The organism is Streptomyces sp. C10-9-1 (assembly GCF_024497955.1).
Taxonomy (GTDB): Bacteria; Actinomycetota; Actinomycetes; order Streptomycetales; family Streptomycetaceae; genus Streptomyces; species Streptomyces sanyensis.
This window is the reverse complement of the sequence record NZ_JANHKP010000002.1, coordinates 264,258-279,697: the sequence shown is the minus strand read 5'-3', so window position 1 is coordinate 279,697 and position 15,440 is coordinate 264,258. Positions and strand designations below refer to the sequence as shown.

Sequence of the window (15,440 nt, the reverse complement as noted above, 5' to 3'; positions counted from 1 at the left end):
GGCGTCGTGTGCGGCCCGCCGCCGCGGCTCCTCAGTCGGCGGGGGCGGGCGGGTCCAGCGCCCTGTCCACCAGCTCGGCCGCGGCGCCCGTGTACGCGGCGGGGTCGCAGAGGGCGGCCAGCGCGGCGCGGCCCGGGCGGACGCAGAGTTCGGGGGCCTCGGCCAGCAGGGCGTCCAGCAGGCTGCCGCCGCGTGCGGCCTCCGCCGAGGCCCGGGTGAGCAGCCGTCGCGCGGCGGCCTTCCCGAGCCCCGGGGTGAGCACGGCGGCCAGGCGCTCCGAGACGATCCGGCTGCCCGTCAGCTCCAGGTTGGCGCGCATCCGCTCCGGGTCGGCGCGCAGCCCCTCGGCGAGTTCGGCGGCGGTGTGCGCCGCGCCGCCGGTCAGCCGCAGGCACTCGCGCAGCGGCTGCCACTCCGCGTGCCAGGCCCCCGCGGAGCGCTCGTCCTCGGACACCAGGCACTGGGTGAGGCCCGCCGCGAGGACCGGCACCTGGAGCGCGGCGCTGCGGATCAGGGTGCTCAGCACGGGGTTGCGCTTGTGGGGCATGGCCGAGGAGCTCCCCCGGCCGCTCACCGCGGGCTCGGCCACCTCCGCCACCTCGGTCCGGGCCAGCGACTGCACATCCGCGGCGATCTTGCCGAGGGCGCCCGCGGTGAAGCCGAGGGCGCCCGCCAGGTCCGCGACCGGGGTGCGCAGCGAGTGCCAGGGCAGCGCGGGGCGTGCGAGCCCCGTCTCCGCGGCGAAGGAGTCCACCAGCCGGTCCAGGTACTCCCCCGGCTCCCACCCCGCCTCCCCGGTGCCGATCCGGGCGTACTCCAGGTATCCGGCCAGGGTCCCGGCGGCGCCCCCGAGGGACACGGGCAGGCCGCCGTCCAGGACCCGTCCGAGCCTGCGGTCGGCGTCGGCGACCAGCTGCCGCCAGCCGGCCGCCTTCAGGCCGAAGGTGGTGGGGACCGCCTGGAGGGCCAGGGTGCGCCCCGCCATGGCGGTGTCCCGGTGGGCGTCGGCGAGCCTGCCCAGCGCCCGGGACGCCCGGGCGAGGTCGGCCCGGACGAGGAGCAGCGCGCGGCGGGCGACCAGCATCGCCCCGGTGTCCAGGATGTCCTGGCTGGTGGAGCCGCGGTGCACGTACTCCGCTGCGGACGGGTCCCGCCGGGCGACCTCCCGGGTCAGCTCCTGCACCAGGCCCACCACCGGGTTGGCCGTCTCCCGTGCGGCCAGCGCGATCGCCCTCATGTCGAAGCGCTCGGCGCGGGCCGCGCGGGTGATGGAGTCGGCGGCGGCCTCCGGCACGGTGCCCAGCCGGGCCTGGGCCCGGGCCAGGGCGGCCTCGGAGTCCAGCATGGCCTGGAGCCAGGCGTGGTCGCAGACGGCGTACTCGACGGGTGTGCCCGCCCTGACGGGTGACAGCAGGCCCGTGTCGGCGGGCGGCCGGGAGTGCGCCGCGCTCACACCACCACCCCCGTCAGGTCGGTCTCTGCGGGCAGCGGACGGACCGGTGAGGGGACCGGGGAGGCCGGGGTCAGGGCGAGGACCGAGCGCGCGATCGCGTCCGAGTCGCCCAGGGTCACCGAGTCGACGCCCGGCCGGATGCCGGCCGCGGTCACCCAGTGCACGGACTCGGTGGGCACCCCGTAGGCGAAGCGGCGCGGGTGGGCGCGGCCGCGGGCGTCGAGCAGCCGGTAGGGGCGCTCGGTGACGGCGAGGCCGCCGGACTCGTAGGCGTTCCCCCCGGTACCGGTGATGCGGTAGGTGGTGCACTGCTCGGTGTCCAGCAGGTGGCGCAGCAGCGGGTCGTCCGTGCGCCGCAGGTCCGGCTCGGGGAGCCGGGCCTCGATGAGGACGCGGGCGCGGACCGCCGGTCCGGGCACCACCCGGGAGCCGGCCACGAAGGCCGCCTCCTCGGCGGAGGTGTCGATGCGTATCTCGGTGCCCGGGCCGGTCAGTTCGAGGACACCGGCCTCGATCAGGGCGATCATCTCCTCGATCCGGGACGCCGGCGGCCCGATGGACAGGAACGCGTTGAGCGGCGTGTACCAGCCCTCCAGGTCGTCGCGGTGGGAGTCGCCGTCCAGACCGCCGTGGTCGACGGCGAGCCGGATCTCGTTGCGCAGGTCCCGCAGGACGTCGAGGGCCGCCTTGAGCGGTCCGCTGAGGTTGCCCGCGCGCGCCTGGGCCACGTCCTCCGCCAGGTACGCCAGAAGCCACGCGCGGAACGCGCCCCGGTCGGCGAACTCGCGCTCCCCGTAGGGGCGGGAGAGGCGCTCCCAGTCCCAGCGGTCCTCCGCGGCGATGCCGTGGGCGTCCAGCAGCAGGTCCTGCTCCCGGGCGTCGGCCGCGGCCAGGTAGCGGCCGGTGAACGCCTCCCGTTCCGCGCCCCGGCCGCGGGAGGCGAGCAGGGCCCCGTAGTACACGGACTCCGCCTCGCGGGCCACCAGCGGCCACAGGTCGGTGGCGAAGCGGAGCCCCTCGCCGGTCTCGGAGCGGCGGCGCAGCTCGGCGATCCGCTCCGGGGTGAGCAGGCGCGGCAGGTAGCGGCCGTGGGCGCCCTTCTCGTTCTCGCCGCGGGCGTGGTAGGGGATGCCCCGGCGGGAACTGGCGAACAGCATGGGCTCCCTGCCCGAGGGCAGGTAGACCAGGCGGCCGTCGATGCGCCGGAAGGAGCCGCCCCGGCCGACGGTGAACAGGGCCATGTGGTCGAAGAAGTTCAGGCCCAGTCCGCGCAGCAGCACGTTCTGCCCCGCCCGGATGCCGCTCAGGTCCAGATCCGCCGGGTTGGCGGGGGTGATGTAGGTGAGGTGGTGGATCCGGGCGAGGCTGGCGGTCTTGGCCTCGCGCGGGGTGAGCCTGGCCGGGACGTGGCCCTGGGCCATGACGATGGCGTCCAGCCTGTTCAGCCGGGTGCCGTTCTCCAGGCGGACGCCCTGGGGGCCGCCCGGGACGCCGTGGGTGTCGGCCATCGCCACGGCGCGCGAGGGGTGGATCCGCACGGCGACGTGGGCGGGGGCGCCGTCCACCACGCGCAGGAACGCGGCGTGCAGATAGCGGCCGTAGAAGGCGCGGGTGGGGTAGGTGTCGGGGCCCAGGCGCCCGGCCTCGGCGACCGTGGCGGCGTCGTGGCCCGCCTGCTCGCCGCCCGCGGCGACCTGCCGCGCCCACTCGTAGAGGCTCGGCCCGGGCTCGATGGGACCGTCCGTGTGGACGCTGTCGTCGGTGTAGACGGTGATCTGGGAGGCGACGGTGTTCATCAGCAGGTGCTGCGACTGGTCCGGCCGCCACACCAGGCCCGCCCCGGGGGCCGAGGGGTCGACGACGTGGATGACCACCTCGGCGTGGGAGGGCTCCTTGCGCTCGTTGGCGCACAGCCGCTCCAGGACGGACAGGCCGCGCGGCCCGGCGCCGATGAGGCAGACCTCGATCCGGCTGGTGCTCATCGGGTCTCTCCGTTGCGTGTCGGGCCGGACCCTTCGGGGGTTCCGGCGGTGGGGGCGAGGGCCTCGGACCCGTGCATCCAGGCCACGTAGTCGTGCAGGTCGTCCTCCGAGAGGGCGGACAGGCGGGCGTTGCGGGTGCTCGCGGCCGGTCCGGCGGCGTGCCAGAGCGCGATGCTCTCGCGGGCGAGGAGCTGGATCCGGGCGGTGCGCTCCCGGCGTTCGGCGTTGTACTTCTCGAAGCGCTGGGCCAGTTCGCCCGTGCCGCAGTCCAGCAGGTCGCCGAGGACGACGGCGTCCTCCAGGCCCTGGCAGGCGCCCTGGGCCACGTAGTGGAGCATCGGGTGGGCCGCGTCGCCGAGCAGGACGACCCGGCCGTCGGTCCAGGTGCCGACGGGGTCGCGGTCGATGAGGACCCAGGACTTCCAGCCCTCGCCGAGGTCCATCAGCCGCTGGGCGTCCTCGCCCAGGGCGGTGAACTCGTGGCGGACCTCCCCCTTGGTGGCGGGCACCCCGGCCAGCGCCTCCCGGGCGCCGTTGTCGCTGCTCGCGGCGAGGTTGAGGTACTTCCCGCCGGCGATCGGGTAGTGGACGAAGTGGCAGCCGGGGCCGGTCCACCAGGTCACCGAGGTGTTGTGGCGGAGCTCGGCGGGGACCTGCTCCATCGGGATGACGGCCCGGTAGACGGTGATGCCGGAGACGCGCGGCGCACCGTCGCCGACGAGCTGCCCGCGGATGGCGGAGTGGATGCCGTCGGCGCCGATCACGGCGTCCGCGGTGATCCTCCCGCCGTCTGCGGTGAGGACGGCGGCGCCGGCCGCGTCCTGCTCGTAGCCGACCGCCGCGCAGCCGCTGCGCAGGTCGATCAGCTCGGAGGCGCGGCAGGCGTCGAGGAGGCGGCTGTGCAGTTCGGCCCGGTGGACCACGGCGTAGGGGTTGCCGAAGCGGGCGCGGTAGCGCTCGGTCAGCGGGAGGCTGACCACGTGCTCGCCGGTGACGCCGTCCATGAAGCGCAGCTCGTCCATGCGGACGGCGGTGGCGCGTACGGCGTCGCCGAGTCCGAGGCGGTCCAGGGCGTGGATGCCGTTGGGGGCGAGCTGGATGCCCGCGCCGATCTCGGCGAACGCGTCGGCGCGCTCCAGGACGAGGACGCGGTGTCCGTGGCGGACGGCGGCGAGGGCGGTGGCGAGCCCCCCGATACCGCCGCCGACGACGATGAGGTGCGGCATCAGACCTTCTCCTCGGCGGTGCGGGCCCCGTCACCGGCGCCCGAGGCGAGCAGGCGGGCGAGTTCGAGGCGCTTGATCTTGGTGGTGGCGGTCTGCGGGAGGTCGCGCTGGCGCCACTGCACGGGGGCGGCCATCGGCGGCAGTCCGGCGGTGGCGCTCCGCCAGGTCCGCTCGTCGAGGGGCTTGTCGTCCCTGGTGCAGACGACGGGGACGGCCCGCCCGTCGGCGTCGGGGATGATGATGACCTCGGTCAGCTCCCCGATCCGGGAGAACAGGGTGTCCTCGGCGGCGAGCGTGGAGCCGAACCCCTCGATGAGGTCGACCTCGCGGTCGAGCAGGTGCACGCAGCCCCATCTGGTGCGGTAGCCGACGTCGCCCATGCGCCACCAGCCGTCGTTGACCTGGGCGTCGTAGCGCTCCTGCTCGCCGAGGTAGGTGACGATCCGGCCGTCGCTGCGCACCTCGATGAAGCCGGGGTTGGTCTCCGAGGGGGGCAGGCCGTTGCGGCTGACCACCCGCACGTCGGTCATGCCGGGGAAGGGCATCCCGACACAGCGGCCGTCCGCTTCGAGCCCGCGGCGGCGGGAGAAGGAGCGCACCACGGCGGGCCCGACCTCGCTCTGGCCGTAGAGCTGGCCGAAGACGGGGGCGGTGCGGCGGCTGGCGCTCAGCAGGCGCTGGACGGTGCGCGGGTGGATGGCGTCGAAGGTGGAGCTGAAGAGCTTGACGTTGGCCAGCGGGCCGCGCGGGTCCTCCGCCAGTTCCTCCCACTCCATGAAGGAGTTGGGGTGGGCCTCCAGGATCCCGGGGCGCACCCGGGCGAACAGGTCGGCGGCCCGGCGCGGGTCGGAGTCGGCGAGGACCACGACGGGGTAGCCGCGCAGCAGGGAGATCGCCAGGGCGGTCATCAGGCGGGAGTGCACGAAGGAGACGTGCATCGCGATGGTCTCGCGGCCCGTCAGCAGCGGCCTGGTGATCGCGGCCTGCGGACGGTAGCGGGCCTGGAGGGTCCGGCTGGTGTGGACGGCGAGCTTGGGGGTGCCCGTGGTCCCGGAGGTGTGGGTGATGAGGGTGGGGTGCTCCGGGGGCATGTCGACCGCGGGGACGCGGGCGCAGCCGGCGAGTGAGGCCAGCTCGGTGGCGCCCTCGTGGCTGCCGGAGGTGAGCAGGACCCCGGCGGCCCTCTCGAAGACGGAGGCCGGCAGCTCCTTCTCCAGCTTCTCCTGGTCGGTGAGGAGGAAGGGCCGGTCCGTGCGCCGGACGAGCTCGGCGGCGGTCGCGCCGTCGAGTTTCGGCGACAGCAGCACCGGCACGGCGCCGATGCGGGCGGCCGCGCAGGCGAGCAGGGTGATGTCGAAGCCGTCGGACTTGTAGACGACCACGCGCCGGCCGGGGCGCACCTCGGCGGCCCAGAGGCGGGAGGCGAAGTCGTCGACCAGGTCGGCGATTTCGGGGACCGTGGCACGGCGCCCGAGCGAGGGGGCTATGTCCAGGTCGTGGTCGAGTATCAGGACGTTGGCGGGATGCTTGCGCGCGGCCCGCTCGAAGAGCGTGCCGAGCCGGATCCCCTTGTTTCCGAGGCGCTGCAGGATCATCGTGCTGACTTCCTCACCGTGAGGTCTGGTGGCGTCGGGTGTGCGGGTGCGGGGGCGGGTGTCCGGTCAGCCGTTCTTCTCGATCACGGCCCTGATCCGGTGGAGGGTCTCGGCGAGGTCGCCGGCCACCTTCTCGCCCCACTCGGCGAAGAAGGCCCGCTTGCGGTCGCCGTCCATTTCGGCGGTGATGCCGCGGATGCCCTCGGTGGGCGCGTCCATCCGGAAGTGGTGGACCAGGCGGGTGCCGTCGCCGTCCGGCTCGACGTCGAAGGCCCAGACGCTCTGCTGGCGTTCGCCCCTGCTGTCGTGCATGGCCCAGCGGAAGGTGCGGCCGGGCTCGGCGGCCACCACCTCCGCGTGGGTGGTCCAGGTGCCGCGGACGACCGGTGCCCAGGCGACGACCTCCGGGCTGCGCTCGTTCTCGCCCCGGAACACGGAGCCCACGGCGCCCGCCTCGCCCGTCACCCAGGAGCCGCCGCGGCACTCCGGGCTCCACTCACCGCTGCGGGGAAGGTCGCTGACGATGCGGTAGACGGCGTCCGGTGCGGCCGCGACGCGGATCTCGGCGCGGGAGGCGAACAGCGGTGCGGTGACGCCGGTGTCCGCGGTGGTCTGGGTGCTCACGGGGTACCCCCTGGTGGTCGGTGTGCCTGGTGGTCGGGTGTGCCTGGCGGCGCGGGACGGCGCGCGGCGTGCTTCGGCGCGTGGTGCGCCGGGGCCGCCGCGGCGCGTGCGGTGCGCGGGCGTGCTGCGTGGTGCGGGCGCGCCGGGCGGTGGGCCCGGCACGTGGTGCGCGGCCTCGCTCCGGCCGCCTCGGGTGCGGGCGGGAGCGGGTGGTGAGGCGGTGCGCACGGGGCGCACCGCACGGTTCCGCGGGAGTGGCCGGTCGGTCACTCGCGGCGAACTGAACAATACAGTTCAGTTCAATTGAACGCAACGGTTCACTTGGACCTAGACTGCGGGGACGACGCAGGAGGAACCAGATGGACAGCACCGCACCGGGGAACCCGGCCGTCGAGTACGCCCGCGCACCGCGGCCGCCCGTGCCCTCGGGCGCCAGGGCGGCCCGCAAGAGGCAGGCGATCCTCCAGGCCGCCCGCCGGGTCTTCCTGCGCGAGGGCTTCGCCGCCGGAGTGGACCTGCTGGCCTCCGAGGCGGGCGTGTCCAAGGTGACGATCTACAACCACTTCGGCAGCAAGGAGAGCCTCTTCCACGCCGTCATCGGCCAGACCCTCGACGACGCGCTCTCCGAGGCGGAGTCGGTGATACAGGCCCGCCTGGCCGAGTCCGAGGACGTGCGCGCCGACCTGCTGGAGGCGTGCCGGACCTGGGTGGCGGGCCTCATCGCACCGGACGTGATGGCCCTGCGCCACCTCATCGCCGGGGAGCGCCGCCGCTTCCCCGAGCTCGGCGCCACCTGGCAGGACCGCGGACCGGGCCGCCAGCACGCCGCCCTGGCCGCCGCCCTGGGGCGCCTGGACGCGCGCGGGCTGCTGCGCATCCCCGACATGGAGCTGGCCGTGCTCCAGCTCTCGGGGCTCGTCCTCTCCCCGCACCTGGTCTACGGGACCTACGGCACGGAGATGCCGCCGGAGCTGACCGACCGGCTCATCCGCGGGGGAGTCGACGTCTTCCTGCACTACTACGGCACCGAGGAGACCTCCCGGGCCTGACCGGCGCGGCGTTCCCTCCGCGGCCCCGGAGGCCGGGCAGGGGGGAGCGGCGCCGAGGGGTGCGGCCGGGCGGCCCGTGGTCCGGCCCGGTCCGACGGCCGGATCCCGCCGGTGCCCGGAGCCGGCCCGGGCACCGCCCGGCGGTCGCCCCGGGACAGGCCCCGGCGGGCTCGTTAGCCTCGGGGAAACGCCGTCTCATCGGACGAAACGGGGATCGCCTGTGCCCATGACCCGCCGTGCCTCACTCACCGCGCTGACCGCCGCGGCCCTGGCCCCGGCCCTCGGCGGCGGCGCCGCCGGGGCCGCCCACGCGGCGCCCTCCGCATCGCCCCGCGCCGCCTTCGCCCGCCTGGAGCGGGAGTTCGACGCCCGGCTCGGCGTCCACGCCCGGGACACCGGGAACGGGCGCACCGTCTCGTACCGCGCGGACGAGCGGTTCGCCTACGCCTCCACGTTCAAGGCGCTCGCCGCGGGTGCCGTGGTGCGGAAGAACTCGCCCGCGGGCCTGGACCGCCTCGTCCGCTACACCGCGGCGGACCTGGTCGACTACTCACCCGTCACCGAGCGGCACGTCGGCACGGGCATGACGCTCGCCGCCCTCTGCGACGCGGCCGTGCGCTTCAGCGACAACACCGCCGGCAACCTGCTGCTGCGCGACCTCGGCGGCCCCCGGGGCCTCGGGCGGGCCCTGGCCTGCCTGGGCGACCGGGTGACCCGGCCGGCCCGCTGGGAGCCCGAGCTCAACGAGGCCGTGCCCGGCGACGTCCGCGACACCAGCACACCCCGCGCGCTCGCCGCCGACCTGGGCGCCTACGTCCTCGGCGACGCGCTCGGGGCCGAGGGGAGGGCCCTGCTCACGGACTGGCTGAGGCGCAACACCACCGGTGGCACCCTGGTGCGCGCGGGCGTCCCCGCCGACTGGGTGGTCGGGGACAAGACGGGTTCGGCGGGCTACGGCACCCGCAACGACATCGCCGTCGCCTGGCCCCCCGGCCGCGCCCCGATCGTCCTCGCCGTGCTCTCCAGCCGGGACGCCCCGGACGCCGGACGGGACGACCGCCTCGTCGCCCGGGCCGCCGAGGCCGTCGCCGCGGCCCTCGGCTAGGGACGAACCGGCGGGCGCAACGGGCCCGGCGCGGCGGTCACGTTCCGGATCCGGCGGGGGCGACAGGACCGGACCCGGCGGCCGTGCTCCGGGCCCGGGGCCCGGCGGTCAGGCCCGGGGCCCGGACAGCAGCAGGAGGTCGGTGCCCACCGGACCGCCCGCCACGCGGACCGCCGCGCCGCCCTCGGCGAGCACGGCCAGCTCCCCGTCGCCCACCGCCCGTCCGGCGACGCGGCCGTCCCCCGCCAGGACGTAGAGGGCCGCGGGATGCCCCGCGGGCGCGGGCAGTTCGGCCGCACCTCCCGGGGCGAGCGAGACGTGCACCGCGGTCACGCCCGCCCCCGCGTCCAGCGGGCCGGCGGCACCGCAGGCCCGCCCGGCCAGGACCCGGAACCAGGTGCCGTCCAGGCGCCGCACCACCGGAACGGGACCGGGGTGGAGCGAGGCGGTCCCGACGCCGGGAGGCCCGGCGGCCGGCGCCCGGAGCACGCGCAGCTGGTGGTGGAGGCCGCCGGGGGCGGCGAGCGGGGTGCCGAACGGCTCGGCCGCGTCCCCGCCCCGGAGCACCACCGCCCCGCGGGGCACGCTCCGCCGCGGGCCGGAGCCGCCGGGGCGCAGGAGCCCCCCTTCCAGCACATAGGCGAAGGAGCCGTCGCCACCGCGGCACGAAGGGCGCGCACCGGCGGGAGGGCCGTCCGGCGGAGGCGGGCAGGAGGGGGTGCCCGGTCCGATCTGCTCGACCGCCAGAAAGGCCGCCGAGGGGCCGGTCCGTGCGCCCGGCAGCACGGCGCGGCGCACGGGGAGCCCCGAGTGCAGCGGCGCGCGGGCGGAGGGGAGCACGGCGGCGACGCTCCGGTGGACGGCGGTGTCGGTGGGTCGGGTGCGCATGCGGCCCTCTCTCCCCTCGGGACGTTACATGAACTGAACAGTTCAGTTTATTCATAGCGCGGGGGCGGTCCCGGGGCAAGTACCCGTACCGGCCGCCCTCGCCCACAGCTGACACAGTCCCGCGGACCCGATTGCCCCCCGGCGCCCCGCCCGAGCAGACTCCTGCCCGTTCCCCGCGTTTCCCCTGCGGGGCGGCCGCCGACCCCCGGCGGCCGCCCCCGACCAGCGTTTGTGGAAGGACCGTTCATGGCCGATCTCAAGATCCTGGCGATCTCCGGAAGCCTGCGCGCCGCCTCGTTCAACAGCTCCCTGGTACGCGCCGCGCAGAAGTTCGCCCCCGGTGGCATCGCCGTCGAGATCTACGACGGCCTGCGCGACATCCCCCCGTACGACTCCGACGCCGACGGCGACACCCCGCCCCCGTCCGTCGCCGACCTGCGCCGCCGCATCAGCGCGGCGGACGGCCTGTTCATCGCCACGCCCGAGTACAACTACGGCATCCCCGGGGTCCTGAAGAACGCCCTGGACTGGGCGAGCCGCCCCGCCGTCGGCTCCTCGCTCGCCGGCAGGCCCATCGCCCTCGCCGGTGCCGCGCCCACCAACTTCGGCACCGTGCGCGCCCAACTCGCCCTCCGCCAGATGTTCCTGTGGACGGACTCCCGGGTGGTCGGCAAGCCCGAACTCCAGATCTTCCGCGCACACGAGCGCTTCGACGAGGCCGGGAACCTGACCGACGAGACCACGATCGAGCTGCTCCGGCAGCTGCTCGCCGCCCTCGCGGCGAAGATCGGCGAGACCCGGGGCGCGTAGGCCGTGTCCGGCAGACCCCGCTTGGCGCGCGGCGTCCGGCACGTACCCCGCCCCACGGGCGGACGGCGCCGTGCGCCGGACCCGGCCCGGGCCCCGGCGCGGACGGCGGGGCGCGGCCCCTCCGCACGGCGGCGGCCGCCGATCGGCCGGGCCAGCCGTCGGGCGGACGGGGCGCGGGATGCCCGGCGAGGACCGCACGCGTCCCGCCGGCAGCCGCCCCGTCGCGCAGTCCGCTCTTCGGCAGCACGGCCATGCCGCCCACCGCGCCGTCGATGACCGGGACGAGGAGGCTCGCCGTCTCGACGTAGCGGCGGAACGACTCCCCGGGGGACCCCGGTCTCCATGAGCGCGGTGGCGGCGCGTACACCGCCGCCGTCTGCACGGACGGCCTGCCCGCCCCGGGAGAGCGCGTACCCGGTCGGTTGCCGCACCCGGCACCACTGCCGCACCGGCCCGCCCCCGAGACGCACCGGCACCGAGCACAGGACCGCGGCCACGAGCACGACCACCCCCGCGGGTGCCGCGACCGGCAGGAGGACCGCGAGCGCGGCCGCCGTGCCCAGCCCGAGGAGCGGCGGAGGGCGCCACCCGTGCGCGCGCCTGCCGGAGCGCGCGAGCAGCGCCTCCGCGATGTCGGCCCGGGACGGCAGGTGGACCGGCTCCACACCGGCCGGCGCGGCCGCCGGCTCCCCACTCCCCATGCCGCGGGATCGCGGCGACGCCCGCCGGCCGCCCCGGGCCCGGGCTGAGCGAGGGCGATGTCCACCGCCGGGTTGACGCCCGCGCGGCCCGTGGACGGGGGCCCGGCGCTCCGGCCGCCTCCGCCGCGGCGGAGGGGAAATCCGCTGCACCGCGCCCCGGCGGCGATCCCGGACCTGCCCGGGGGCGCCGGGCGCGCGGAGGAGCCGTCCGGTCAGGACCGCGGGGTGCGGGCCACTCGTGAGTGTGGGCTTCGCCCCATCACGGGGTCCGGAGGCCGCTGGAGGTCCGGTCGGGCCCGAGCCTAAATTATGGTGAACTCTTCCATACCCTAGTGCCACGTCCACCTGTCCGGTCAGCGCAGGTGTAGCGGTTCAGATGAGGAGCACAGAATCGTGACCGTGCGTTCCTTTGCGCGGCGGATGCGTCCGCGAGTCGAGCGGAAAGCCGCCGAGCGGGTCTGGCAGCTGCGTACCATGCGGCGGCGCCGCAGAGCAGCGGACACGGACCCGGTGCTGCGCCCGGTCACCGTGCGCGGCCAGCAGTTCTACGGGCGGATGGTGACGGAGTTCACTGCCGCCGGTGCGGCCACCGCCAACCTCGACCTGGTGGTCGCCGCGCTGGAGAAGGAGGACATCTCCTACTTCCTCCTCCCGACCTCCCGCACCCGCCACGTGGTGGGCGTCAACGCCGTGGACCGCGGCCGGCTCCTCGACGCGCTCGAGTCGATGTACGCGGACAAGGCGGTCTTCGTCGGCTGGCCGCTGCCCGGCGGACAGCTGAAGAACCCGGCGATGTTCCTGGACGGTGTCCTGCCCGCCGGGCTGCGCTCCGCCCCGGTGCTGCGGATCGGTGAGAACCACCTCGGCCCCAAGGGCCAGCTGCTGGCGGGCCCGGAGCTGGCCTGCGACGTGGAGTTCTGGGAGGACGGCGGGCAGTTGCTGGCCACCGCCGACGGCGAGAGCCGCCTGGCCAAGGTGCAGCCGCAGGCGTCGCAGGACATATTCGCCGAGTCCCTGGTCGCTCCGCGCAACAACGGCCTCACGGACGTGCTCCCCGCCGCCGAGCAGCAGCCGGTGACGGTGCGGGTCGGCGAGCGGGAGCTGCCCAGCTTCGCGCCGCTCACCCTGCCCACCCCGAGCCGCGCGACCTTCCCCGTCGACGTCGTCTACACCTGGGTCGACGGCGAGGAGCCGGAGATGCGGGCGAAGCGGGCCCGGTACCAGGAGCGCGGCACCGCCGAGATCCTGGACAAGGAGACCAACGCCTCCCGCTACACCAGCCACGACGAGCTGAAGTACTCGCTGCGCTCCCTCGCGATGTACGCCGACTTCGTGCGGCACATCTACATCGTCACCGACGGCCAGAAGCCGCACTGGCTGGACGACACCGCCGAGGGCATCACGGTCGTCGACCACCGCGACATCTTCCCCGAGGGTGTGCTGCCGGTGTTCAACTCGCACGCCATCGAGACCCGGCTGCACCACATCCCGGGCCTGTCCGAGCACTACCTGTACTTCAACGACGACGTGTTCGCCGGGCGCCGCATCACCCCGGAGCACTTCTTCCACGGCAGCGGCCTGATGAGGGTCCCGGTGTCCCCGCTGAAGATCGGCGTCGGCAAGCCGCACGCCGAGGAGACGGCCACCAACTCCGCCAGCAAGAACGTGCGGGCGCTGCTGCTGGAGAAGTTCGGCAAGATCACCACGAACAACTTCATGCACACCCCGCTGCCGCAGCACCGCGGCACGCTTCAGGAGATCGAGGAGCTGTTCGCGGAGGACGTGCAGCGGACCATGGGGTCCCGCTTCCGCTCCCCGACGGACATCGCCGTCACCGCGCCGCTGCTGTACAACTACGCGCTCATGGCGGGCCGCGGCGTCCCGGGCCGGTACAACTTCCGGTACGTCAACATCAGCCGCCCGGACGCCGACAAGCGCCTCTCCGACCTGCGGTCCACCCGGCGCTTCGACTTCTTCTGCCTCAACGACGTCGACGTGGCGCCGGAGGAGCGGGAGCAGGTCCAGGCCCGTATGGCCGCCTTCCTGGAGGACTACTTCCCCTTCCCCAGCCCCTTCGAGAAGCGGAACTGACGGGCCGGGGCCATGCGGATGCGCGAACTCCTGCCGGCCTCGGCGGCCCTGCGGGCCGCCCGGGACCTGCTGCTGCGCCTGCGGCTGTGGTCGGTGGCCCGGCTGTGGCCGCTGCGCAGGTCCCGGGCCCGCCGCCGGCTGCGGCGCACCGTGCCCGGGCTGCGCAGGGTGTCCTTCGGCCCGCTCCGGCTGTACGGGCCCACGGTCGCCCGCTATACCGCCGCGGAGGCCGCGGAGGCCGACCTCGACCAGGTGTGCACGCTGCTGGAGTCCTCGGGCGTGCCCTACTTCCTGGTCCCCGTCGAGCACGGGAGCGGCGCTCCCCGGCAGGTCGTCGGTGTCGCGGAGGAGCACCGCGCGACGGTGCTGGCGGGGGCCCGGCGGCGGTTCGCGGACACCGCGGCGTACGTCGGTGCCGTCGCCTCCGACGGCACCGTGCCGACCGCGGTGCTGTGGGCCGACGGCCGGCTGCCGGGCGCCCTGCGCCGCGCGGCGGTGCTGCGCACCGGCCTGGTCCGGCTCGGTCCCGTCGGGCAGGTGCTCAGCGGCCTGGAGGCCGGCTGCGACATCGAGTTCTGGCGGCAGGGCCGGGACCTCGGCGGCGACCCCGCCCATCTGAGCGTTCCCGGGGAGCAGCTGGAGGACGTCTTCGGCACCGCCCTGGTCGCCCCGCGGCGCAACCCGGTCTCCGAGGTCGTGCCCGAGGCGGCCCGCGACACGGCCACGGCACCCGGGCACCGGCGCACGGTGCCGACGTTCACGGCGTTCGCCGAGCCGGGCATCGACGAGGTGCTGTTCCCGGTCGACGCCGTGTACACCTGGGTCGACGGCAGCGACCCGGCGATGGCCGCCAAGCGCCGCGCGCACCAGGAGCGGTCCGAGAACGTCATCGCCGCGCGCGAGACCGGCGACTCCCGGTACACCAGCCACGACGAACTGAAGTACGCGCTGCGCTCCCTGGAGATGTACGCCGGCTTCGTCCGGAACGTCTACCTGGTCACCGACGCGCAGGTGCCGTCCTGGCTGGACCCCCGGGCGGAGGGGCTGACCGTGGTCGACCACCGGGACATCCTCCCGGCGGACGCGCTGCCCGTGTTCAACTCGCACGCCATCGAGAGCCGGCTGCACCACATCCCGGGCCTGTCGGACCACTTCCTGTACTTCAACGACGACGTGTTCGTGAACCGCCCGGTGGGCGCCGCCCACTTCTTCCACGGCAACGGCATCGCCCGCATCCCGTTCTCGCCGCTGAAGCTGGGGGTGGGCGCACCGCATCCGCTGGAGCCCGCGCCGAACTCGGCCGGCAAGAACACCCGCGAGGTGATCCGGCGGTTCCACGGGCGGCAGATCACCCGCAAGTCGCTGCACACCCCGCATCCGCAACTGCTGTCGGTGATGCGGGAGATGGAGAGCCTCGACATCGAGGAGCTGCGGCGTACGTCGTACTCCCGGTTCCGCTCCACCTCCGACCTGGCGCCGGCCTCGACACTGCACCACCACTGGGCGATCGCCACCGGGCGCGCCGTGCCGGCGGAGTACCTGTTCCGCTATGTGCAGCTGGGCTCGCGGGACATGAAGCAGCGGCTGGCGCGGCTGGCGGCGGGCGAGGACGTCGACTTCTTCTGCCTGAACGACGTGGACACGCCGCCCGCGGCGCGGGCGGCGGCCCAGCGGGCGATCGGGGCCTTCCTGGAGCGCAGGTACCCCTTCCCGAGCCGCTTCGAGCGCCGGGCGGGCACGCCGGAGAAGAAGGTTCCGCGCCAGCAGGCGGCGGCCCGGCAGCGGCACTGACGCGCCGGGCGGCCGCGCCGCCGCGGCCGTCCGGCAGCACGCCGCCGCCACCGCCACCGCCGCCACCACCGCGGAGGTGACGAAACCCGCGCCGATCCGTGCGGTCCGCCGCGCCTCGCTGCGAC

The 15,440-nt window shown here is 75.3% G+C and carries 11 protein-coding genes; 5 read left to right on the top strand and 6 right to left on the bottom strand.

Going from position 1 to position 15,440, the window contains the following annotated elements; all coding sequences use genetic code 11:
* Positions 1-31: 31 nt before the first annotated feature.
* The 5 genes from pcaB to NPS70_RS03740 form a co-directional block, all read right to left on the bottom strand.
* A complete protein-coding gene (gene pcaB / locus NPS70_RS03760; RefSeq protein ID WP_256522503.1) occupies positions 32-1,453 on the bottom strand; it encodes a 3-carboxy-cis,cis-muconate cycloisomerase in 1,422 nt (473 codons plus the stop codon).
* Positions 1,450-3,435 (bottom strand): FAD/NAD(P)-binding domain-containing protein, encoded by a 1,986-nt coding sequence (locus tag NPS70_RS03755; RefSeq protein WP_256522502.1) that lies wholly within the window; start codon positions 3,433-3,435, stop codon positions 1,450-1,452. The genes pcaB and NPS70_RS03755 overlap by 4 nt, the downstream gene beginning before the upstream one ends.
* Positions 3,432-4,661 (bottom strand): FAD-dependent monooxygenase, encoded by a 1,230-nt coding sequence (locus NPS70_RS03750; RefSeq protein WP_256522501.1) that lies wholly within the window; start codon positions 4,659-4,661, stop codon positions 3,432-3,434. Before NPS70_RS03750 ends, NPS70_RS03755 begins: the two co-directional genes overlap by 4 nt.
* Positions 4,661-6,256 (bottom strand): class I adenylate-forming enzyme family protein, encoded by a 1,596-nt coding sequence (locus NPS70_RS03745; RefSeq protein WP_256522500.1) that lies wholly within the window; start codon positions 6,254-6,256, stop codon positions 4,661-4,663. The genes NPS70_RS03750 and NPS70_RS03745 overlap by 1 nt, the downstream gene beginning before the upstream one ends.
* A 66-nt stretch (positions 6,257-6,322) precedes the next feature.
* Complete coding sequence (locus NPS70_RS03740) at positions 6,323-6,880, bottom strand: SRPBCC family protein (protein ID WP_256522499.1); 558 nt, start codon at positions 6,878-6,880, stop codon at positions 6,323-6,325.
* Positions 6,881-7,239: 359 nt separating this feature from the next.
* On the opposite strand from NPS70_RS03740, the gene NPS70_RS03735 reads away from it, so the two are divergent.
* Complete coding sequence (locus NPS70_RS03735) at positions 7,240-7,929, top strand: TetR/AcrR family transcriptional regulator (protein WP_256522498.1); 690 nt, start codon at positions 7,240-7,242, stop codon at positions 7,927-7,929.
* Between the two features lie 226 nt (positions 7,930-8,155).
* A complete protein-coding gene (gene bla / locus NPS70_RS03730) occupies positions 8,156-9,034 on the top strand; it encodes a class A beta-lactamase (RefSeq protein ID WP_256522497.1) in 879 nt (292 codons plus the stop codon).
* A 108-nt stretch (positions 9,035-9,142) separates the two neighbouring features.
* On the opposite strand, the gene NPS70_RS03725 is transcribed toward bla, so the two are convergent.
* On the bottom strand, positions 9,143-9,922 hold the full coding sequence (locus NPS70_RS03725) for a pirin-like C-terminal cupin domain-containing protein (protein WP_256522496.1): 780 nt from the start codon (positions 9,920-9,922) through the stop codon (positions 9,143-9,145).
* Between the two features lie 246 nt (positions 9,923-10,168).
* Between NPS70_RS03725 and NPS70_RS03720 the strand changes: the two genes are divergently transcribed.
* From NPS70_RS03720 to NPS70_RS03710, 3 genes are all read left to right on the top strand, one after another.
* Positions 10,169-10,732: an NADPH-dependent FMN reductase gene (locus NPS70_RS03720; RefSeq protein ID WP_256522495.1), complete on the top strand. Its 564-nt coding sequence runs from the start codon at positions 10,169-10,171 to the stop codon at positions 10,730-10,732.
* Between the two features lie 1,094 nt (positions 10,733-11,826).
* Positions 11,827-13,524: a stealth family protein gene (locus tag NPS70_RS03715; RefSeq protein WP_374211927.1), complete on the top strand. Its 1,698-nt coding sequence runs from the start codon at positions 11,827-11,829 to the stop codon at positions 13,522-13,524.
* 18 nt (positions 13,525-13,542) lie between these two features.
* On the top strand, positions 13,543-15,315 hold the full coding sequence (locus NPS70_RS03710) for a stealth family protein (protein ID WP_256522493.1): 1,773 nt from the start codon (positions 13,543-13,545) through the stop codon (positions 15,313-15,315).
* Positions 15,316-15,440 lie beyond the last annotated feature (125 nt).